Here is a 21,594-nt window from a genome sequence, read left to right as displayed (position 1 = left end):
TTCTGAGAATAAACTAACTTTTTGAGATGGTAGCTTCGAACAGATTGGTAAAATGCTTAAGTAATTTCTGCTGAATCTCGACCATATCGACTTCCTTCCTTCCAAGTTCGACATTGAGGGAGGTTACGGCTTTATCCTTGATCCCGCAGGGAACGATATTGTCGAAATACCCCAGATCGGCATTTACATTAAGCGCGAAACCGTGCATGGTAACCCATCGGCTGGCCCTAACTCCCATGGCACAGATCTTACGGGCGAAAGGAGTACCCACATCCAGCCATACGCCGGTCTCTCCTGGGCTGCGTTCAGCCTTCAACCCATATTCAGCTAGGGTAAGTATTACCATTTCTTCCAGCAACCTCAAATATTTATGTATATCGGTAAAGAAGTTGTCCAGGTCCAGGATAGGATATCCTACGATCTGGCCCGGACCATGATAGGTAATATCTCCTCCCCGGTTGATCTTGTAGTAAGTAGCGTTCCTGGCTTTAAGCTCCTCATCTGAAATTAGCAAATTACTGGCATCGCCACTCTTGCCAAGGGTATAAACATGAGGATGTTCCACAAATATAAAATAGTTTTTCGTTGGGATATCCAGTTCTTCACGCCGGTTCTTTATCTTGAGGTCAAGCGTATTTTTAAACAGTTGTTCCTGGTAATCCCAGGTGTCTTTGTAATCTTTAACTCCCAGATATTGTACCTCTACTTCCTTATTCATATTTCGGATTATTCAAAATGATCAAAGCCGCGATGACCCCGGGCACCCAGCCTAAAAGAGTAAGTATTAATACGATTAGCAAGGAACCGCATCCTTTATCATATACGGCTAGCGGAGGAAAAAGAACGGAAAGGATCACTCTCCAGATACTCATATTGCTTTGATTTTCCTGCAAAGATAGAATTATTATTTCGGCATTTAATTCAATTGTGCGGAAGCCTGATAGTCACTATATTTGCACCCGCATTTTGTTGAATGCATAAAAACGATTATATGCAGCAATTATCAGAACAGGAACAAATTAGAAGAGAAAAATTAGCCGCCATAAGAAAGGCAGGCATCAATCCATATCCTGCCGATCTGTTTCCGGTAGATCACACCACAACAGATATCAAGGAAAAATTTGAAGATGGTAAGAAAGTGGTCATCGCAGGTAGACTGATGTCCCGTAGGATACAGGGAAAAGCTTCTTTTGCTGAACTTCAGGATTCATCGGGCCGTATCCAGGTTTATTTTAACCGGGATGAGATCTGCCCGGGAGAGGATAAGTTCAAATACAACGACCTGTATAAAAAATTGCTGGATATAGGCGACTTCATCGGAATTGAAGGGGAATTATTTAAAACCCAGGTGGGGGAAAAAACCGTAATGGTGAAGGATTTTCACCTTTTGAGCAAGGCTATCCGACCTTTACCGCTTCCGAAGACCGATAAGGAAGGAAATGTGCATGATGGTTTTAACGACCCGGAGCAAAGGTACCGCCAGCGTTATGCCGATCTTGCCGTAAACCCGAAGGTTAAGGAGATATTTGTAAAGCGTACGAAGCTTTTCAACGCGATGCGCAACTTTTTCAACGAAAAGGGATACTTCGAGGTTGAAACACCTATCCTGCAATCTATTCCAGGTGGTGCGGCAGCGAGGCCTTTCGTTACTCATCATAATGCGCTGGATATTCCGCTTTATCTAAGGATCGCCAATGAGCTTTATTTGAAAAGACTGATCGTTGGAGGTTTTGACGGGGTATATGAATTCTCCAAGAACTTCAGAAATGAAGGTATGGACAGGACGCATAATCCTGAATTCACTGCCATGGAGATCTATGTAGCTTACAAGGACTACAACTGGATGATGGAATTTACCGAAAAGCTTCTTGAGCACTGCGCAATTGCTGTAAACGGAACTACTGAAGCTACCTTCGGAAAACATAAGATCGATTTCAAGGCTCCTTATAAGCGCCTTACCATGACCGACGCGATTAAAGAATATACTGGTTTTGATATTACCGGGAAATCTGAAAAGGAACTTTACGCTGCTGCTACTGAAATGGGTGTTGAAGTTGATGAAACCATGGGTAAAGGAAAGCTGATCGATGAGATCTTCGGGGAAAAATGCGAAGGCAACTTTATACAGCCAACTTTCATCACCGATTATCCAAAGGAAATGAGTCCGCTTTGTAAGGAACATCGCGATAATCCTGAACTGACCGAGCGTTTTGAGCTGATGGTTTGTGGAAAGGAGATCGCAAATGCCTATTCTGAGCTAAACGATCCTATTGACCAGAGAGAGCGTTTTGAGGAGCAATTGAAGCTTTCAGAAAAAGGAGACGACGAGGCGATGTTTATCGATAATGACTTTTTAAGATCCCTGGAATACGGAATGCCTCCAACATCGGGACTTGGAATTGGAATGGACCGTTTGATCATGTTCCTTACCAATAACCAGTCGATACAGGAAGTGCTCTTCTTCCCTCAGATGAAACCGGAAAAGAAACAGGTGGATTTAAATGAAGAGGAAAAATCGGTTTACGAACTATTGAAAGGTGATGAAGTTCATGCCTTGGACACTATTAAAGACCGGTCTGGGCTCAGCAATAAAAAATGGGACAAGGCTTTAAAGAGCCTTAGGAAACATAAAATGATAGATGTATTCAAGGAAGGAGAAACCCTGAGCATCAAGATAATGTAATTAGGAAAAACCGGATTCCTTCAGAGCCCTGCAAATTTTGTAGGGCTTTTTTTATTAATTTAGAGAATGCGAGCGCTCATTCTTCCAAAACAACCGGCTTTAATTGTCTCTTATTTGAAAGTAGGCAAGTTGCTATATTTTGGATTATCGCTATTCTTGCTTCAGTCCTATATCTACTACGTATTACTTATTAAAGCCATTTCAAACAGCGACCCCGACTTAATTGTATTCTGGTCGGTCTGTTTTATCTTTTCATTCATCCACATTTTCCTGGTTTTAATGGATGGCTGGTCCAGGTTTCAGAATTACAAAAGAATAAAAGACCAGTTCTACATCCACGGTTTTGATGTTAGGCTGGCCGCCAACTATAAAGGTTCGAAATGCCAGAGAAATGCGGCCATCATTGCAGCTTCAGAGCTGGGAATGGAAAAGGAAATAAGGCGATTCTTCAGAAAATGCGGCGTAAAAAATCATCACTTCATTCCTTATTTCATGATACAGGACCCATTATTCCCTTTCCGAAAATCTTTCTGGTCGCGCACCTTCCTGGAAAAACCCTATCGCTCGAAATTCGATTTTAAAAAGATCGCCTGGGAACAACAGCAATTAAAACAGGGAATTACAAATTAAGTTTTAAACCATTACTTAGTTTTGCAGTCAAAAGGCTGCATTTAGCAGTCTTTTCTATTTCAAAGACCTCAAAATTCAAATTATTAACCGAATAAGTACAATTTTATGATCAAGAATCAAAGTCTCAAGCTTTTGCTTGTAGCTCTTTCTTTGTCTGTTTCCAGCTGTGCCGTCTTTCAGCCAGATAAAAAGAAACAGGACGTAGCCTCGAAACCAGAAAAGGAAGAAAAAAACGGTGGTTTAAAACCTTACAATAAGGTAATCACAAAAGATGCGAAAAGCGACCAGGGATTGTTCACTGTGCATAAAGTGGATAACGATTATTTCTACGAAATCCCAGACAGCCTTTTTAACCGCGAAATGCTTACCGTAACCCGTATTGCAAAAACAGCAAGCGGCATTGGCTTTGGAGGCGGAAAACAGAACACCCAGGTTCACCGCTGGCAGAAAAAAGGTGATAAGGTACTGCTACGTGTAGTTTCTTATGAAGTTTACGCTGCAGATACACTTCCGGTTCATGAGGCTGTGGTTAACTCGAATTTTGAACCTATCATTCAAAGCTTCGACGTAAAAACTGTAGGTAAGGACTCTATCAACAAAACCACGGTTATTAATGTTACCGATCTTTACACCAAGGACGTTCAGGCTTTAGGACTACAGGATAGAAACCGTAAGCAATACAAAGTATCAAGACTGGATGAAAGCCGTTCCTTTATCGATACCATCCGCAGTTATCCAGAGAATATCGAGATCAGGCACATCAAGACCTATAATGCGGGTGAACCGCCTTCTAACGAAAGCACCGGATCTATTTCTATGGAGTTCAGCAATTCCATGATCCTGCTTCCTAAGGAGCCAATGGAAAGAAGGTATTTCGATGAACGTGTAGGCTGGTTTACCAGTGAACAAACCGATTACGGACTTGAAGCCCAGAAAAGCGAAACAGTTGAATATCTCGACCGCTGGAGACTGGAAGTACGTGAAGAGGATATGGAAAAGTTCAAGAACGGTGAACTGGTAGAACCAAAAGAACCTATCGTATATTATATTGACCGTGCGACTCCTGAAAAATGGAGGCCTTTCATCAAACAGGGAATCGAAGACTGGCAGGTAGCTTTTGAAGAAGCCGGATTCAAGAATGCGATCATCGCCAAGGATGCTCCAACTGTTGAAGAAGATCCAGACTGGAGCCCTGAGGATGTGAGATATTCGGTAGTACGATACCTTGCTTCTCCAATTCCAAACGCTAACGGGCCTCACGTAAGCGACCCGCGTTCAGGAGAAATTCTGGAGTCAGACATTAACTGGTACCACAACGTAATGACCCTTTTAAGAAACTGGTTCTTTGTACAAACTGCGGCGATCAATGAAGATGCCCAGAATGTAGAGTTCAAAGACGAGGTAATGGGAAGGTTGATCAGATTCGTATCTTCTCATGAAGTAGGCCACACCCTGGGACTTCCACATAACATGGGATCTAGTGTTGCCTATGCGGTAGAGGACCTTAGAGATCCTGAATTCACTCAGAAATTCGGAACAGCTCCTTCTATCATGGACTATGCACGTTTTAATTATATAGCACAGCCAGAAGACGGAGATGTAGCCCTGATGCCGAATATTGGCCCATATGACAAATATGCGATCAAATGGGGTTACCGCCCAATCCCTGAAAAGACAGGAAAAGAAGAAAAGCCGATTCTTGACGAGTGGATCCTGGAACATGCAGGTGACCCGATGTACAGATTCGGAAGACAGCAAAGCGGCGGAGTGATCGATCCTAGTTCACAAACCGAAGATCTTGGTGATGACGCTATGCTTGCCAGCGAATATGGGATCAAAAACCTGAAGCGCATTGTTCCAAATCTAATCAAATGGACCGCTGCAGACGGAAAGGATTATGATGATCTGGATGATCTTTACGGCCAGGTGCTTTCACAATACAACCGTTATATGGGTCATGTAGCAGCAAACATTGGTGGAGTATATGAATATTACAAGACCTACGACCAGGAAGGACCTGTATACTTCCATGTAACTGCAGAAAAACAGCAGAGAGCAATGGATTTCCTTCAGGAGCAGTTATTCGATACTCCAGAGTGGCTGATCAACCAGGACATCTTTAACAAGATCGAGTTCGACGGAAATATTGAAAGAGTTCGCGGGATGCAGCAACGTACCCTGAATGATATTCTTGACTTTGGAAGAATGGCCAGGCTCATGGAAAATGAAGAAATAAATGGTAAGGATGCCTATTCACTTCTGGACATGATGACCGATCTTAGAAAAGGGATCTGGAGCGAAGTATATTCAGGTCAAAGCATTGATCGTTACAGAAGAAACCTTCAAAGAGCCTACATCGAAAGAATGGAGCATTTGATGACCGAAGAGCAGGATGAGATCCCATCAAGATGGAGGAGCAGAATTTCCAGAAGTAACCTCGATGTTTCACAAAGTGACATCAGGCCGGTTGTAAGAGGTGAATTGAAGAATCTAGAAAGACAGATCAAGAATTCCCTTTATTCATCCGGAGATACGCTTACGCGCTATCACCTTCAGGATGTTCTGGAAAGAATAGACCTGATATTGAACCCAATGGGATAATCCATTAAATGATTTTTTAAAAAAAAGAGCTACCATTCCTGGTAGCTCTTTTTTGTTTGCTCAAGTTTTACAATGCGAAAAACTTTACAATTAGCCCTCCTGCCAGCCAGATATAGCAGGCGAAAGCGAGATATTTCAGCGTCTTTTCCAGGATCTTGCTTTTTGGTGCCATTTCTTTCATGAACATAACATCATCTCTTTTAAAGAATCCCAGGTAGATCAAATAAGCCGAGATCGCCAGGAAGGCCATATTCAGCCAGAAGGTATAATCAATTTTAAAGAATTCACTATCCTGAATTTTTACGGAAGAAGGATCAGGCAACATACCGAGAAGATCAAACCCGTATTGCAAGGCAAGAGAAGCGCCAACAAGCGAGGCAAAAAGCAGGAAAAGGATAAAAAAGCTCATTTTCCAGCCATAATATTTCGCATTGATACGCAAAATGGGAAAAACCACCAGGTCACTGAATATAAAGGCCATTACGCCGGCAAAGCTCACTCCCTTACCAAACAGAAGAGCTGCCAGCGGAATATTCCCCATAGATCCAATAAAGGTTAGAAAAGCGGCCACCGGCCCTACCACGATATGCTCCAGGATGGTAAAAAAACCGAATTCTGTTTGTCCCTGCCCGCTATTGATGAACAGCGTTTTGAAAAAAGCGTCAGGAACAAATGCAGCCACGATCCCGGCAACGGTGAAACCAACGCTCACATCCTTCCAGACCATCTTCCACTCCATTCCGTATTGCTGAGCCACCTTCGCCCATCCGGTTTCCGACTTCATTTTCTTCTTCCAGGATTTACCCGAATCATCTTCATCATCCTCGTCATCAAGTCTTTTTCGGGCTCTCTCGATCAGTTTTTTAGGACTAATGATCCTCAACAGCAACCAGCTGATCAAGATCAAAATTACACCACCCACGTATTCTCCAACCACGAATTGCCAGCCAAGGAAGATCGAAATTATGATCCCCAGCTCGATCACAAGGTTCGTGGAAGCCAGCAAAAAAGCGATGGAAGAGACAAAACTGGCTCCTTTTTTAAACAAACTCTTGGTAGACGCCAGCGCAGCGAAACTACAGGAACTGCTAATAAACCCGAAAAAGGTTCCTAAAAGCACCCCTTTAGATTCCTCTTTCCCCATGGTTTCCTGCATTTTCTTCTCGGTCACAAAAACCTGAATACAGCTGCTTATTACGTAACCCAGTGCGAAAGCCCATAAGGCCATCCAGAAAAATCCACTGGTCGTGTAAGCTGCTTCTCCCCATTTGCTTAAAAAATCCTGCATATCTTTAAATTGTTTTGCTTAATTATAAGGTCCTGAAATAATTCAGGTTATGTTCTTCTAACCTTAGGTCAAATTATCCATTGGTTATTGTTTATTGTTCATTGTTTATTGTCTATTGTCCATTTTCCCTTGTCAATTGTCGATTGATAAAATTGATTTCCTACAATTTCACTTTTTTCAACCTCAGCGCGTTCCCTATGACGGAAACCGAACTAAAGCTCATCGCCAGTGCCGCGATCATAGGGGAAAGCAATAATCCGAAGAACGGATATAAGATCCCGGCCGCCACAGGTACTCCCAGACTGTTATAAATAAGCGCAAAGAACAGATTCTCCTTGATATTCCTCATCACTTTTTCGCTCAGTTTTACCGCTTTTAGTACTCCCTTAAGGTCACCTTTTACCAGTGTGATCTCGGCGCTTTCGATGGCCACATCGGTTCCGGTTCCCATTGCGATCCCAATATCGGCCTGGGCCAGAGCCGGTGCATCATTAATTCCGTCGCCGGCCATAGCCACCTTGTGCCCTTTTGCCTGCAGTTTCTTTACCTCCTTCATTTTATTTTGCGGGATCATGCCGGCTTTAAAGTCGGCCAGGTTTAGCTCCTTTGCTACCGCCGAAGCCGTCCTTTCGTTATCGCCCGTAAGCATGATCACATTTATTCCATGTTTTTGAAGTTCCTCCAGCGCTTCCTTACTGGTCTTTTTGATCTTATCTGAAATGCTGATAAAGCCCACAACTTTGGAATCTACCGCCAGCATGGAAACCGTTTTGCCTTTTTCCTGTTCTGCCGAAACCTGCTTCTGAAGATCATCTGAAATTTCAGCATTTTCGGCCTGCATCAATTTATCGTTTCCAAGCGCCAGCCTCTTTCCTTCAAATTTTGCTTCAACGCCTTTCCCGGTTACCGAATTGAATTCTGAAGCTTCTCCGTAATCCACCGAATTTTCCCGGGCATAATTGATCGTGGAGGTCGCCAGCGGATGCTCACTTTGTGCATTAACCGAAGCGATCAGGCGAATGATCTCATTTTCGTCATATTCCGAAGATACCGAAACAACTTTATCTACCGAAGGTTTCCCTTCTGTGATCGTTCCCGTTTTATCAATGATAAGGGTATCTATCTTGTTCATTTCCTGCAGAGCACGGGCGTTCTTGATTAAAACGCCATTTTTAGCGCCCTTACCTACTCCAACCATAACCGACATAGGCGTGGCAAGTCCCAAAGCGCAGGGACAGGCAATGATGAGCACGGCGATGGCATTAACCAGTGCGTATACGTAAGATGGTTCAGGTCCCCAGATAGCCCAGGCTATAAATGTGAGGATTGAAATTATAACTACGATCGGAACAAAATAAGCCGAGATCCTGTCTGCCAGTTTCTGAATGGGTGCCTGAGATCGACTTGCCTCGTTCACCATATTTATGATCTGGGAAAGCAGGGTTTCATCGCCTACTTTTTCAGCCACCATCGTAAAGCTTTTGTTCCCGTTTATGGTTCCAGAACTAACCTTATCTCCTTTTTTCTTATCTACCGGGATAGGTTCCCCGGTGATCATGGATTCGTCGATACTTGATTCACCCTTCTCAATGGTTCCGTCTACGGGGATCTTTTCACCCGGTTTTACCCTTAAAATATCTCCCTTCTGAATTTTATCTACGGCAATCGTCTCTTCTTTTCCATCTACCACCCGAACCGCTGTATTTGGTGCCAGCTTCAGGAGTTCCTTGATTGCCGAATTGGTCCTGCTATGAGCACGGGCTTCCAGCACCTGTCCCATTAGAACAAGGGTAAGTATCACGGTGGCCGCTTCAAAATAGACGTGTACAGTTCCCATTTCGGTCTTGAACTGCGGGGGAAAGAAGTCTGGAAAGATAAGTCCGAAAACACTAAAAAGCCAGGCTACTCCCGCACCTATCCCGATAAGGGTAAACATATTAAGGTTCCAGGTTTTGATAGATTTCCAGGCTCTTTCAAAGAACATCCAGGTTCCGTAGAAAACCACCGGCAGGGAAAGTCCAAATTGAACCCAGTTCCACACCTTCATGTCCGCCAATTCGTAAAGAGGATTATCTGGCCACATTTCGCTCATTGCGATCAGGAAAATAGGCAGCGTGAATGCGATGGAGATCCAGAATTTCTTCAGCAGTTTTTTATATCCTTTTTCTTCGGCTGAAGGTTCGGGTTCGAGCGGCACCAGCTCCATCCCGCAGATAGGACAATCACCAGGTTCATCCCTAACCACTTCAGAATGCATCGGGCATGTAAATTGTACTTTAGGAGCTGCCTTTACTTCCTCCACCAGGTCCATCCCGCAAACAGGACAGTCCCCGGGTTGATCATAGGTCTTCTCTCCTTCGCAATGCATGGGGCAGTACCAGGTACCAGTTCCCTTTCCTTTAGTTTCTTGCTTTTTGGCTGCATCCTCCTGTTTTGGAGGTTCCTGGCCGGGAAGCATAATGTGATAGTTCCCACCATTTTCCTGAAGTGCCTTTTCAAAAGTTTCTACCGGGATATGCTTTTTCATGCTTATCTCGGCTTCCGAATTTTCAAGGTTTACCGAAGCCTTGACAACCCCTGGAACCTCGTTTAAGGTTTTTTCAACATGAGACCTGCAGCCATTACAGGTCATTCCTGTGACCTGGTAAGTATGCGTCATTGGTTTTCCCGGCTCATCGGATGATGGCATATGAATATGGTAATTCCCACCGCTGGAACTCAGAGCAGCTTCCAATTCCTGAAGTTCGATATGCCTGCCCATCTCGATTTCGGCCTTTCCTTCCCCCAAGTCTACCGCTACGCTTTCAACCCCTTCTACCGAAGAAAGGGCATTTTCAACATGAGCTTTACATCCGTTACAGCTCATTCCGGTAATTTTATAAGTATGTTTCATTGATCTCAAATGAATAGAATTCAGTTATTGAATGGCAAAGGTAGCCGTGGCGGGAGAAATCCCGTTTCAATTTTTGGGAAGGTACTTTCGAAAAAATCTTTCCAAAGTTGAGATAAACCTTAAACAGATTCTACAACCTTCTGGAGCCTATTGGCTATTTCGTTGGCGATCTGTTCCAGTTCCGGATTTTTGATGGCCTGCATGGAAGCCAAGGGGTTAACTGCAGCGATCTCTACTTTCCCGGCATCTGTTTCCTGAACGATCACATTACAGGGCAGCATGGTGCCAACCTTGTCTTCGGCCTGCAGGGCTTTATGGGCGTAAGGTGGGTTACATGCTCCTAAGATTCGGTATTTTTTAAAATCCACATCCAGTTTTTTCTTAAGAGTATCCTTAATATCGATTTCGGTAAGTACGCCAAAGCTTTCTTCCTTTAGTTCAGACTTTACCTTTTCTATCACCTCATCAAAATTGCCTTCAACTGTTTTAGAAAAATAATAGCTCATAATTGTGATTTTTGGTTAACAATTGATTATCAGCATTAAGTTAGCAAAAAAGAATAAAAAAAGCCTGAAACCTATGAGTTCCAGGCTCTTCAAATTTTGCTTTTAAGCTAGAAAAGTTTCGCATGCTTTAACACACTGCTTACAGGCTACAGCACAATCTTTACAATGTTTTGCGTCATGTTTTCCACATTCATCGGCACAGGCCTGGCACACTTTTTTACAATATTCTACCAGGCCTCTTACATCTTTATAATCTATTGCGAGTACCTGATTCAGGGCAGAACAAACTTCAGCACAAACACGGTCTAATCGAATGCAATCCACCATTTTCTTCACATGGTCTTCATCAAGGCAGGCATCTGCACAATAATTACAGTGGTTAATGCAATTTCCGAGGGCGCTTATCAGCTTTTCGTTTCTCATAACTAATTGATTTTATTGGTTATAACTCAAAAATAGAAATGAGGTTTCAGGCTCGCTTTTAAAAAAATGCTAAGTTCTTTCAGTTTTAAAGCTTTTTAACTTCGGGCGGGCATTTTTAAGATTTTTTAGGATCAACCTGATCCCATTTCCAGCCGTCGAGGTAAATTAGCGAATGGAAAAATTTACGATGCCGTGTGATCTTATCGGGCACGGAGGAATCTGGTTTTTGCTCTCCAAAGAAATTTGTGCCCACCAACGCATCCAGGTTGCTGCTTTCTGGCTCGGTATCCCTGAGTTTGATATGGGTCACTTCCAGCAGTACCTTAAAGTAATTTTCAAAGGCCTTATGAAGCGGTCTTAAAATTTGGTCGTCGGGGCGATATTCATCAGGGATCTTATAACTAAGTATCTGCAGGGCTTCATGAAGCCTGGCAAGTTGAAGTATCACGGTTGTTTCCACATCGGTATTATGAAAATAATGGATCACCGGGTAGGCCCTGTGCTGCTGACTATATTTGATTATGGATCCTGAAAGTTCATCAGATTTCTTCAGCAAACTATCAAAATTCTCCCCGTTCCAGGCGTTCAGAACAATTTCCTGGGGACTTTTTCCTAAAAGACTAAGACGTATACCCAGTTTTCGCTGTTCAATAACTGCTGAAAGAACCGGGATAAAATAGGTAACCGACATGGTTAGGAGTATTAAACCTGTAAACGAAAAAAAGCTGGTGAGAATTCGGGCAGCAGTTGTGACCGGAACAAAATCTCCCATTCCAAGAGTAGACAAACTGAAACCTGCATAATAGACCAGTTCAAGAAAATCTGCCGGGACTTTAGTAGTACTATCTACGATCACGCCGGGCATTCCGTAGAGAATAAAACTGAAACTCAGCCATAAGATGAATACCCAAACCACCACAATGGAAGCAAGCAGTAAATAGCCCGCATGTCCAAGCAATTTAGATTCCCCATCCTTACCGGATAACCAGTAAACGCATTTCCAGAAAAAATGGGAAGTACGGCTGGTAAGCCAGCCTCCTCCATGCATAGAGAGTGTGGTTTGCAGAATATCCAGCGCGATGGAGAGATATAAAATAACTCCCAGTATAATATAGAATTCCATTGTTATCGATTGGTTGCAATTTAACCTAACCAATCTTTTGATCTCAAAATCCTACGAAAATGCTAAACTTTCAAAAAGCTTTCTAAACAGAATCGAGATTTTGTCGGTCTTTCAGATCAAGATTTTTATATTCTGAAGGGCTATGCCCGATAGCTTTTTTAAAGGAAGTAGAAAGATAGGCAGGTGTGGAATATCCAAGCCTGTCGGCGATCTCTGCGATATCGAGCTCATTATAATCCAGTAATTCCTTGGCTCGCTCAATACGTACTGCATTGTAGAATTTCTGAATGCTCTGCCCTTCCCTTTCGATAAAAAGGTGCGTGATATGGCTGTAATCAAAATTAAGCCTGGAAGAAAGCAGCGAAGACAGTTTTTGGCTGGAAGGTTCATCTGAGTAAACCTCTTCAATAATCATGGATTTCACCTCATTGATAAGCCTTTCATTTCTATCCTGAAGTATTTCGAAACCTACCTTATCGAATTCGGCCTGCAAGGCCTGCATTTCAGAACGATTTAGCGGTTTTTTTAAAACGGCTTCTCCCAGATCTATACTGGAAAATGGGATTTCAAGCCGCTCCAGGATATTTTGAACGCTTATGATACATCGCTGGCAAACCACGTTCTTGATATGTAATTTATATTCTTCCAATCCAAATTCAATTAAAGTTCCCGGGAACCAGTGGCTCCCGGGAAATTTTATTAATTATTCAATGGTTTCTTCAACCCTTCCGCATTTCAGCATTTTATCGCCGTAATACGGGTTCCTGATCTGGTCCGAATTCGAGTACCAGTAATCTCCCTTACCTTCAAATGCCATAGGACAATACTGCTTATAGATCTTTCCAGAAGTGATCGCTTCTTTCAGGGCAGGTTCCATAGCGGCTGTTAGCTCAGAAAATAATTCTCGCTGCTTATTCACGTCGTCGATACTGGCGATATTTTCAGCAATACTGGAGATATCGTTCTTTTCTTCCATCATCCCGGCCATGTTTCCAGCTGCTTTTTTAGCTGCTGCAGCATCGGTGGCGACAAGGGCATCTTTGATCTCGAGATAGTGCTGGTACATCATACTGCTGTTTTCATCGCTGAATTCAGCCATGGCCATTTCTCCGCCAGATTGATCCATCATATCCCCCTCATGATCCATTTCGGTATCTGCCTGGTGCATTTCATGCTGCATAGGCTCTGCAGGCTCATTTTCGGCCTCCTTGTTGTCTTTACACGAAGTAAAGCTTAGCATTCCTGCTAGTGCCAAAACGAATAAACTATTCACTCTTTTTTTCATTTTCCTAAATTTAATTATTGTTATCTGTTTTTAATTCGCCTGAAAGGCTTTCTTTTTATTCTTTTTCTTTGGCTGAACGACCTTCCGCACAGTTGGTGATGAGATATACCATAACAGGAAGCCGCTTAAAACTGTTATCAGTCCTAAAAGCGAAAAGGCCCGAAGCAGTGAATTATTAAAATCATCCCTGCCTTCATAATCCATGGTGTGGGTCATCCACAAAAAATCGAACCAACGCCAGTTTCGGTGTCTCACGGTTTGAAAACTTCCGTTTCCTGCACCGATATATGCCTTTAAATTTTCATCTCCCTCATAAGAAATGACATAGGCCGGTAATAATTTCTCACGGTATTCATGATGCTTCCCGGTCTCGGTGATCAGTTCAATATTTTCAACCTCTAGATCATCCTTCATAAATCTTGCAGCGATATCCAGCGCCTGGGATTCATCGATCTTATCTATTACCTCGCCTGTCCTGGCATTCATCAATAGATGATCATTGATAAAATAGAACGGCTCACCCGAAATACCATATAATTCCGCAGAACTCACTTCTAACCCGGGATGTAATTGAGTAGGACTGCTAAGATTTCCAAAAGCGGCGATTTGTGGCTGCTCCTTCCTGAAATGATCACCATGTATCTCATCCAGTTCAGTCCAGCTAAAATAAAGGCCGCTTACCGTCCACATGATGAACTGAATACCAATAAAAATACCCAGGTAGCGGTGGGCTTTCCGGATTTTCTTCGCGGTTTTTCTTTTTACTATCATCTAATTCTTAGTTCGGGATTCTATTTTCATATTGATCTATACTGGCAGGTAATTTTTGTTTCTATCAATCCTCCCTGTTCTGTAATTTATCTAGTAGACGCTTCATTTCGTCAATCTCCTTAACCTGAGCCTTGATGATCTCATCTGCCAGCTCTCTTACCTCTGGATCATCGATATCGGCCCTTTTACTGGTAAGGATCGCTATGGAATGATGCGGGATCATCGCCTTCATATAAAGTACATCCCCAATGACTGGCGACTGTGCCCTTACAAGTCCGAGTGCACTCACGAACAGGACAAGACTACCAACATAGATGGCGATATTCTTTTTCCTGTTCTTATACATTTTCAGCATTAAGCTCAACATGATCACCGCCATAGCCGCAATTCCCAAACAGGTCATATAAAACCTGGTAAGGCTGAAGTAAACATGGTCAATTTCATAAGTATTCAGGTACATCGTGATGTACATTGCAACAAATGATAATCCTAACATCAGGAAAAACCTGGTGTAATTGCTCAGTCCTTTGTTCTCATTTTGTTTCTGATCATTCATATTGATTGGTTTTATGGTTGTTTTACTGAACTTTTGAATTCAACATATCGGCTCTATAATTGGTCTGTGACTTCACCACATCCCAACATGGAGGCCCCGTAATACGGATTTCGAATTTCAGAAGACATGCTAAGCCAGTCTGCTCCCTGGTTGCTGTTCGCCATGGGACAATGCTGAATATACATCCCCTCCATGGGCCTGGTAGAAACTGCCAGGTTGATCATGGTATTGGACAGGCCAATGAATTCGTTGCGAACCGCATCGATATTTGCAGCATTAACCAGGCGGTCGGTAACCGACTGTAGCTTTGGAAAATGAATCTTCAACAAGGATCCCACCTCATCACTCATGGCTGAAACCTGCAGCTGGTCTATTGTTTGCTGAAATTGCCTAGCTGAAGCTTTAGCGGTTTCAAGATCATCATTTACCAACGCATTTTTCAATTCAAAATAATCGCTGAAAAGCGGCTGTAAGGCTGATCTGTCCTCTTCAGAAACATCTACTTTCTCTTCTCCAATATTCGGGTTCATCATACTGGGTTTCCCGGCAAGCTGAACTGCCGCATCTACGGTAAAAGTACCGTTCACCACGATCTGTTCTCCCTGCTTCAGTCCGCTTTCCACCACGTGAGAATCGGCCAGTGCCGGGCCCAAAATTATTTCCCTCATTTCAAATCCAGCGCCTTTATCCATATCGGTCTTCACATACACCACCGACCGTTCACCGGTCCATAGAACAGCCGACTCCGGGATCACAATTCGATCTTCGACGGAACTATCCAGCTGGTTTTCTACCACGCCGCTAACGAACATTCCAGGTTTCAGTTTTCTATCCTTATTAGGCACTTCGATCCTGGCGGTAGCCACACGAGTATTGTCGTTCAGCAAGGGATCCACAAAACTGATCTCTCCTTCAAAGGTTTTCCCCGGAAGCGATTTAACGGTATATTCTACGGTGCTTCCTTCCTCTACCCAGTTCAGGTCACTTTCATACAGGTCAAACTGTATCCAAAGCTTATCAAGATTAGCGATCTGGTAGATAGGCATTCCCTGCTCAAGATGATCTCCAGGTTCGGCCATTAGTTCGGTCACCACGCCGCTTACATCAGATCGTATCGGGAATCTTTCAATAGGCTCACCTTCGGCAAGCATCCTTTCTATCTGTGCTTCACTGATCTTCCAGTTTCGCAGTTTTTGTTTGGCTGCCTGGAACAATTCCGGCTGACTTTCTTTAATTTCCTGCGCCTGTAAAAGTTCGGCCTGGGCGGTTACCAGTTGTGGCGAATAGATCATGGCCAGAGTTTGACCTCTTTCCACCTTCTCTCCGGTAAAATTGACCATTAGTTTTTCGATACGCCCGGGAATATGCACGGTTTGCGTATAGTCATTTCGTTCATCCACGACTACCTTTCCATTCAACCTCAACTCCCTGGCGCTTTCTCCGCCACCCACGGTCATAGTTCTCACATTGGCCAGTTTCATGGCATCTTCACTCATCTGGAACATGTCTGAGTCCAATCCGCCTTCATCTTCAGAAAGCGGGATCAGGTCCATCCCACAAATCGGGCATTGCCCCGGTTCCGGCTGCCTGATTTGTGGGTGCATGGAACAGGTCCATACTTCGGCCTCAGTATTTGCCGCGTGCTCATGTTCATCCTGACCGGCTCCATTACCTCCGAAGAAAAGCCAGCCCAGGAAGATCCCTGCTACGAGGATCCCGATGGCCAGGAATATATTTTTTCTATTCGTTTGCATCTGTATTGTTTTTAAAGTGTAGGTAATCAAGTTTGGCCGCCGCCTTATAGCCATTGGCAAGAGTCTCGATCTTCTGAATTTTCAGCATCAGAAGATCCTGGTTCATCTGTAGAACTTCTTCAAAATCGGCATTGGCATTGCTAAATCCTGAAATCAGTAATTTATTGGCCTGGTTCGAGCTAGTGATCTGCCGGTCGTACAGGTCCATCAACTGCCTGGCTTTTTTCAGCTCGTAGTTAAGCATTTCGGCTTCACTGCTTAGTTCATTGATCATGGCCTTCTTTTCCTGTTCTGTGGCCTGTGCCATCAGTCTGGCCTCTTCACGGGCTGCCTTATATTTCTTTCTGAAAATGGGCAGGCTAACCGAAAACATAGGCATGATCGCGTCCTGCCCGTTATTGGCCGGATTGGCATCGGTTCTTTCTGAAATGATCGAATAATCCAGCCCGAGCCCCAGCATGGGAAGGCCTTCTTTTTTACTGATCTCGATCTCCTTTTTGAAGGCCTGCTTCTCGTAATCCAGAGACTGGACACTAGGATGTTCTTCAAAATTTGAAATTCCTGAAATTTCATTTTCCAGCCTCAGGCTGTCCTGTACCTCAACCATGGCCGACTCATTTCTGTTCAATAAATAATTGAACTGAATTTTCCTGGTTTCCAATTCATCTTTCATCAGGGCAATTCGGGTAATAAGCTCCTCCCGGTCAATATCCACTTTTACCACGTTCACCATGGGAGCGCTTCCGGCTTCAAAACGATTCAAGGCCAGTTTCCTGTATGAGTCTAGAATTTCCAGGTCTTCTTCCATGATCCCGATACTCTTTTCAATTCGGTAAATTTCGGCATAAACTTCCTTCACCTTTACGAAAAGCGATTCCCGGCTTGCCAGGAAATCCTGGAATCTGGCCTCGGCCATTAATTCAGCCGACCCTTTTCTTAGATTGTTCGTTCCGAACCAGGGAAACATCTGCATCAGGGAAAAACGGGCCTCCTGTGCTCCCAGTCTTGTTTCGATCATTCTTCCGAAGGCGCTCATAGTGAGTGTTGGATCTGGTAATGATGAAACCTGTGGTGCCTTTTGAAGGGCAGCTTCGAACCGGGTATAGGCAGCCTGAACTTCCGGATTGTTTTCAGAAGCTATCTGTAAATAATCCTGAATTTGCTGAGCCTGAAGCTGGCTGAAACCCAAAACCAGGAACCAGATAAACGGTATAATTCGATTATTCTTCATTTGTTAACTGATTTTGAGATTTTGAATTCTTTTTAACCACGGTTTCACGCCAGTAAGCCTGAAGAACAGGTACCACGAAAATGGTCATGATCTGGATAATCATTCCGCCTACGATAGGAATCGCCATTGGCACCATGATATCCGATCCTTTCCCGGTGGAAGTAAGCACAGGGAATAAAGCAATTATAGTAACCGCGGTGGTCATCATCGCTGGGCGAACCCGCTTTTTACCCGCTTCCATAACAGCATCCCTTACTTCGGGCACTGTATTGGGCTGGCGTTTTTCAAAAACCTGGTGAATATAGGTACCCATCAATACTCCATCATCGGTAGCGATACCAAACAGTGCAATAAATCCAACCCAAACGGCCACACTTAAGTTCACCTCCTGTATCTGGAAAAGATCACGCATATTGGTTCCGAAAACATCAAAATCCATGAACCATCCCTGTCCATACAACCAGATCATGATAAATCCTCCCGCAAAAGCCACAAAAACTCCCGAAAAATGGATGGTAGAAGCGATCACGGTCTTAAACTGAAAATAAAGCAACAGGAAAATGATGATCAAACATAATGGAATGAGTATGGAAAGCCTTTTTACTGCTCTTACCTGGTTCTCATAATTCCCCGAAAACTTGAAGTTTACTCCTTCCGGAACTAATAACTCGCCATTGTCGATCTTTTCCTGGATGAAGTTCTGGGCGTCGTTCACCACGTTCACCTCGGCATAGCCATCGCGTTTGTCGAAAAGCACATAACCAACCAGGAAGGTTTCCTCACTTTTGATCATTTGCGGACCTCGAACATATTCCAGATCGGCCAGCTCGCCTAGTGGGATCTGTGCTCCGCTAGAAGTGGGTACTAAAATTCGTTTCACCGCTTCAGGATTGTCGCGAAGTTCCCTTGGGTATCTCACCCTAACCGGGAAACGCTCCCTGCCTTCTACGGTAGATGTGATCTCCATCCCGCCAATAGCAGTTTCAATGGTTTGCTGAACGTCTTCTATGCTAAGCCCGAACCTTGCGATCGCAGTGCGGTCTATATCTATTTCCAGGTAGGGTTTACCCACAACACGGTCTGCAAATACGGCTTCAGATTTAACTGAAGGTACCTGCTTTAATAGATTTTCAAGCTGGATTCCAAAATCCTGGATAGTTTTCAGATCAGGGCCATAAACCTTGATTCCCATAGGCGCACGCATCCCGGTTTGCAGCATGACCAGCCTGGTTTCGATTGGCTGTAATTTAGGAGCTGAAGTCACCCCGGGAAGTTTTGTTCGCTGAACGATCTCATCCCAGATATCATCAGGGTTTTGTATATGATCTCTCCAGTTCCTGAAATACTTTCCGTCTTCATCGGGAATCAGTTGTTCCCGCTTAATGCCCCTGTTAACCGCATCGGCATTGGACAGGCTGTCGCCAGACCTTAGAATGAACCGGTCCTCCTCATCAACCTTAAATCGAATTGGTTTCCCATTCTCGTTCAGGGCATATTCTGGCTTATAATTGATCACATTTTCGAACATCGAAACCGGCGCAGGATCGAGGGCACTTTCTATACGTCCCAGTTTTCCAACCGCTATTTCCACCTCCGGAATATTGGTCACCGCCATATCGAGTTTCTGAACCGTTTCCTTGGAATATTCGATCCCTGCATGCGGCATGGTAGTTGGCATCAGGAGAAAACTACCTTCGTTTAGTGAAGGCATGAATTCCTTCCCTACGCCCGGAAAAGCATGGGAAAGACCAGACCAAACCCGGGTTTTACTCAGGTCCAGCCCTATCTCTTCGGTGGCGTCATCCACAAAACCGAATAATTTCGGAAACCCGAACCAGATCATGGCTCCCAGGAAAATGGTAATAAGCGGAAGGATAAAGAAAGTTCCTTTGTTGGTAAGACACCAGTTAAGGATAGGTTCATAAAAACGTACCACTGCCAGTAACATGGCCAGGGTGATCGCGATAAGAATGATCACGAAAATATAATTCGAAAAAAGGCTCTTTTCGAAGCCTAAAGGCATCCATTCTTCCGAAAGGAATAAAATAGTGACCAGCAAGGTGATCCCGATGATGATCTGGGAAGAATATTTTCCAAGGAACTCAGGATTTCGGTCTTCAAAAAGTTTCAGCAGGCCAATCAGCGTTAAAGCCAATGGTAACCAGAAGCTGAAAACAATGGCCAGAATTATCCCACCAAAGATCAGCACCAGGTTCCAGATGAATTTAGTCTTCTTTTTATCGGCCTTGATATTGAAGAAATAATAGGAGAACATTGGCAATACCAGAACTCCTATCACAAAGGAAGCTGCAATGGCAAATGTCTTGGTAAAAGCGAGAGGACGGAATAACTTTCCTTCGGCATTTTCCATAAAGAAGACCGGAAGAAAACTCACAATAGTGGTAAGTAAAGCAGTAGTCACTGCCGGAGCGACTTCCACGGTGGCTTTATAGATGATATCCAGCAATCTCTTTCCACGGGCATTTTTGTTTTCCGGCATCTCGAGCCAGCGAATGGTATTTTCGACGAAAACAATTCCCACATCTACCATCACCCCAATAGCGATCGCGATACCCGATAATGCTACCACGTTGGCGTCCACTGCCAAATAGCGCATCGTGATGAATGTCATTAACACCGCGATGGGAAGCAGGCTGGATATGAGAACCGAAGCCCGTAAATTCAGAACCAGAACGATGATCACGATAATACTTATCAGTATCTCGTGAGAAAGTGCGCTTTCGAGTGTTCCGATGGTTTCGTTGATCAACTGGGTCCTGTCGTAAAACGGAACTATGGTGAGCTTGGAAACAGTACCGTCTTCTAATGTTTTCGAAGGCAATCCGGGTGAGATCTCCCCGATCTTGTCCTTGACGTTCTGGATCACCTGCAGCGGATTGGAACCATAACGGGCAACAACAACGCCCCCGGCAACATCAGCCCCGCCTTTATCAAGGATTCCTCTCCTTTCAGAAGGACCAAGATGAACCCTGGCGATATCACTGATCAAAACCGGCTTATTATCCCTGGCTACGACTACCGTATTCTCGATATCTTCGATCGATTCAATATACCCCAGACCTCTAACGAGGTATTCAACTTTATTGACCTCCAAAGTTTTGGCTCCCGCATCCCTATTGGAATTCTTCACCGCCATCATCACCTGGTCGATACCTATATCGAAGGCTTTAAGTGCATCGGGATTTACATCTATCTGGTACTCCTGGACATATCCTCCTACCGAGGCAACTTCTGAAACTCCCTGGGTGGCACTCAAACCCGGCTTTACATAATAATCCTGGATCCTTCTTAACTCGTGAAGATCCCAACCCCCGGTCACATTGCCATCAGGGTCACGACCTTCTAGCGTATACCAGTAAACCTGGCCAAGTGCTGTTGCATCTGGACCCAGCGAGGGCTGTACTTCAGCAGGAAGCAAATTGGCAGGCAGGGAATTCAGTTTTTCCAGAACCCGTGAACGGGACCAGTAGAATTCCACATCCTCTTCAAAAATGATGTAGATACTTGAAAACCCGAACATCGAGGAACTGCGTATGGATTTCACTCCCGGGATTCCCAGAAGTGAACTGGTAAGCGGGTAAGTGATCTGGTCTTCCACATCTTGAGGGGAACGGCCAGGCCATTCGGTAAAAACGATCTGCTGGTTTTCACCAATATCGGGTATGGCATCAACCGGACCGGGTCGCTGGGCAAAAAGCCAGTATCCCAGTTAAAAGGTGCGGTTACCAGGCCCCACCCAACGAGGAAAAGCAGCAGTAAAACCGTAACTAAACGGTTGTAGAGAAAATATTTTATGATTCTATTGAACATGTATTTGATGATTTGATCT

The 21,594-nt window shown here is 44.0% G+C and carries 16 protein-coding genes and 1 pseudogene; 3 read left to right on the top strand and 14 right to left on the bottom strand.

Features of this window, described 5'->3' with window-relative positions; translation table 11 throughout:
* Nucleotides 1–13 precede the first annotated feature (13 nt).
* Nucleotides 14–718 (bottom strand): lipoyl(octanoyl) transferase LipB, encoded by a 705-nt coding sequence (lipB, locus tag MKO06_RS07290; RefSeq protein ID WP_241550218.1) that lies wholly within the window; start codon nucleotides 716–718, stop codon nucleotides 14–16.
* Nucleotides 711–872, bottom strand: a complete 162-nt coding sequence (locus MKO06_RS07285; RefSeq protein ID WP_156285130.1) for a YqaE/Pmp3 family membrane protein — start codon at nucleotides 870–872, stop codon at nucleotides 711–713. Before MKO06_RS07285 ends, lipB begins: the two co-directional genes overlap by 8 nt.
* 119 nt (nucleotides 873–991) lie before the next feature.
* Here MKO06_RS07285 and lysS point away from each other — a divergent pair, with 119 nt between their 5' ends.
* From lysS to MKO06_RS07270, 3 genes are all read left to right on the top strand, one after another.
* Nucleotides 992–2,683, top strand: coding sequence for a lysine--tRNA ligase (lysS, locus tag MKO06_RS07280; protein ID WP_241550213.1), 1,692 nt, complete (start codon nucleotides 992–994; stop codon nucleotides 2,681–2,683).
* 66 nt (nucleotides 2,684–2,749) lie between these two features.
* Nucleotides 2,750–3,313, top strand: a complete 564-nt coding sequence (locus MKO06_RS07275) for a hypothetical protein (protein ID WP_241550212.1) — start codon at nucleotides 2,750–2,752, stop codon at nucleotides 3,311–3,313.
* Between the two features lie 105 nt (nucleotides 3,314–3,418).
* Entirely contained in the window at nucleotides 3,419–5,914 is a 2,496-nt protein-coding gene (locus tag MKO06_RS07270; protein WP_241550211.1) for a zinc-dependent metalloprotease, read from the top strand.
* Between the two features lie 67 nt (nucleotides 5,915–5,981).
* On the opposite strand, the gene MKO06_RS07265 is transcribed toward MKO06_RS07270, so the two are convergent.
* From MKO06_RS07265 to MKO06_RS07210, 12 genes and pseudogenes are all read right to left on the bottom strand, one after another.
* Nucleotides 5,982–7,202 (bottom strand): permease, encoded by a 1,221-nt coding sequence (locus tag MKO06_RS07265; protein ID WP_241550210.1) that lies wholly within the window; start codon nucleotides 7,200–7,202, stop codon nucleotides 5,982–5,984.
* A gap of 160 nt (nucleotides 7,203–7,362) precedes the next feature.
* The gene (locus MKO06_RS07260; protein ID WP_241550209.1) at nucleotides 7,363–10,095 is read right to left on the bottom strand and encodes a heavy metal translocating P-type ATPase; all 2,733 of its coding nucleotides are present in this window, start codon (nucleotides 10,093–10,095) and stop codon (nucleotides 7,363–7,365) included.
* A gap of 119 nt (nucleotides 10,096–10,214) precedes the next feature.
* Nucleotides 10,215–10,601, bottom strand: a complete 387-nt coding sequence (locus tag MKO06_RS07255) for a DUF302 domain-containing protein (protein WP_241550207.1) — start codon at nucleotides 10,599–10,601, stop codon at nucleotides 10,215–10,217.
* Nucleotides 10,602–10,703: 102 nt separating this feature from the next.
* Nucleotides 10,704–11,024 carry a four-helix bundle copper-binding protein gene (locus tag MKO06_RS07250; RefSeq protein WP_241550205.1) on the bottom strand — a complete coding sequence of 107 codons (321 nt, stop codon included), beginning with the start codon at nucleotides 11,022–11,024 and terminating at the stop codon, nucleotides 10,704–10,706.
* Between the two features lie 115 nt (nucleotides 11,025–11,139).
* Nucleotides 11,140–12,147 carry a potassium channel family protein gene (locus MKO06_RS07245; RefSeq protein WP_241550203.1) on the bottom strand — a complete coding sequence of 336 codons (1,008 nt, stop codon included), beginning with the start codon at nucleotides 12,145–12,147 and terminating at the stop codon, nucleotides 11,140–11,142.
* An 82-nt stretch (nucleotides 12,148–12,229) separates the two neighbouring features.
* Nucleotides 12,230–12,796 (bottom strand): helix-turn-helix domain-containing protein, encoded by a 567-nt coding sequence (locus MKO06_RS07240; RefSeq protein ID WP_241550202.1) that lies wholly within the window; start codon nucleotides 12,794–12,796, stop codon nucleotides 12,230–12,232.
* A gap of 54 nt (nucleotides 12,797–12,850) precedes the next feature.
* Nucleotides 12,851–13,432, bottom strand: coding sequence for a DUF3347 domain-containing protein (locus MKO06_RS07235; RefSeq protein WP_241550200.1), 582 nt, complete (start codon nucleotides 13,430–13,432; stop codon nucleotides 12,851–12,853).
* Between the two features lie 30 nt (nucleotides 13,433–13,462).
* Nucleotides 13,463–14,200: a PepSY domain-containing protein gene (locus MKO06_RS07230; protein WP_241551037.1), complete on the bottom strand. Its 738-nt coding sequence runs from the start codon at nucleotides 14,198–14,200 to the stop codon at nucleotides 13,463–13,465.
* Between the two features lie 67 nt (nucleotides 14,201–14,267).
* Nucleotides 14,268–14,759, bottom strand: coding sequence for a DUF305 domain-containing protein (locus MKO06_RS07225; protein WP_241550197.1), 492 nt, complete (start codon nucleotides 14,757–14,759; stop codon nucleotides 14,268–14,270).
* 53 nt (nucleotides 14,760–14,812) lie between these two features.
* On the bottom strand, nucleotides 14,813–16,513 hold the full coding sequence (locus tag MKO06_RS07220) for an efflux RND transporter periplasmic adaptor subunit (protein WP_241550195.1): 1,701 nt from the start codon (nucleotides 16,511–16,513) through the stop codon (nucleotides 14,813–14,815).
* Nucleotides 16,500–17,744, bottom strand: a complete 1,245-nt coding sequence (locus MKO06_RS07215; RefSeq protein ID WP_241550193.1) for a TolC family protein — start codon at nucleotides 17,742–17,744, stop codon at nucleotides 16,500–16,502. The genes MKO06_RS07220 and MKO06_RS07215 overlap by 14 nt, the downstream gene beginning before the upstream one ends.
* Nucleotides 17,734–21,575: pseudogene (locus MKO06_RS07210) on the bottom strand (efflux RND transporter permease subunit). Before MKO06_RS07210 ends, MKO06_RS07215 begins: the two are co-directional and overlap by 11 nt.
* Nucleotides 21,576–21,594 lie beyond the last annotated feature (19 nt).

This window comes from Christiangramia oceanisediminis, assembly GCF_022570735.2.
GTDB lineage: Bacteria > Bacteroidota > Bacteroidia > Flavobacteriales > Flavobacteriaceae > Christiangramia > Christiangramia oceanisediminis.
This window is presented reverse-complemented; position numbering and strand designations above follow the sequence as displayed.